Source organism: Paraburkholderia sp. RL17-373-BIF-A, assembly GCF_046030175.1.
In the GTDB taxonomy this organism is placed as follows: Bacteria; Pseudomonadota; Gammaproteobacteria; order Burkholderiales; family Burkholderiaceae; genus Paraburkholderia.
In genome coordinates this window covers 1-1,011 of sequence record NZ_JARESO010000294.1, presented here as the reverse complement: position 1 = coordinate 1,011, position 1,011 = coordinate 1, and the positions used below count along the sequence as shown (strand labels likewise).

The following is a 1,011-nucleotide window of genomic DNA, read 5'->3' as shown; positions in this document are numbered from 1 at the left end:
GCTGCGCACGCTATTCCTGTGCGATTACTTCAGCAACGTGGAGTTTCGCCGCGAAATGCATACGTTGCTTAACCGCGGCGGATCGGTTCATCAGCTGCAGCGTGCGATCTACACCGGCAAGATCGCGCCTGAGCGTGGACGGCGCCGCGACGAAATGATTGCAATATCCGGCTCGCTGACGGTGTTGACCAACCTGGTGATTGCGTGGAATACGCAGCGCATGCAGACCACGCTTGATGACTGGCAACGCAAAGGACAGGGGATTGACGACGACTGGTTACAGCGGCTGGGGCCGGCGCACTTCGCGCATGTCAATTTCCGCGGAACGTTGAGCTTTCCGGTCGAGCAATATCGCGACATGTTACTGGATGCGGCGGCTTGGCGACGCATCACCGGATCGTAAAGCGGGTCTGAAAAGGAGTGACGATGAACAGCGATACTGAAGCCATCGTCTGGAAGAACGAGATCACGGAGTTGAACCTGGACAACACGCGTTTCGTCGCCGAAGCCGGGCGCCGAGACGAAGCGTGGACGCGAACAGCAGGTGCATAGAGCGGGTTTGCTGGTCACCCGCGACCATGCGCTCACCGCGCGGTCGGATGAAAGCGCCAGATTTTGCATCAGAGGGACTGCATCCGGCAAAATCAAAGACTTCTCACGCCATTGATTTTAAAAGAAAAAACAAGGCAAGCCGCCAGATTTTACTGAGATGGACCCGACGCCTCCCCTTCGGGGGACACTGACGGACTCAACTGGACGTCTGGATGGAGGTTCATCATGGAAATCTATATTCTCGGCATTGATCTCGCCAAACAGGTATTCCAGCTCCACGGGGCCGATCGTCGCGGACGAGCAGTGCACCGGGCGAAGGTATCGCGTGGGTCGCTGTTCGAAGCAGTGCGCACACTCGCGCCCGGAGTGGTCGTGATGGAGGCGTGCGGCACCGCTCATTACTGGGCACGGCGTTTCCAGTCTCTGGGCATCGAGGTCCGCCTGATCAGCCCGCAGTAC

2 protein-coding genes and 1 pseudogene are annotated in these 1,011 nt (G+C 58.4%); all 3 read left to right on the top strand.

The window, feature by feature from the left end:
* A partial coding sequence (locus P0D80_RS50445) for a Tn3 family transposase (protein WP_408296317.1) occupies positions 1–403 on the top strand: 403 nt, incomplete at its 5' end.
* A gap of 23 nt (positions 404–426) precedes the next feature.
* Positions 427–552: a hypothetical protein gene (locus P0D80_RS50440; protein ID WP_408296314.1), complete on the top strand. Its 126-nt coding sequence runs from the start codon at positions 427–429 to the stop codon at positions 550–552.
* Between the two features lie 225 nt (positions 553–777).
* Positions 778–1,011, top strand: a pseudogene (locus tag P0D80_RS50435) (IS110 family transposase); the annotation flags it as partial.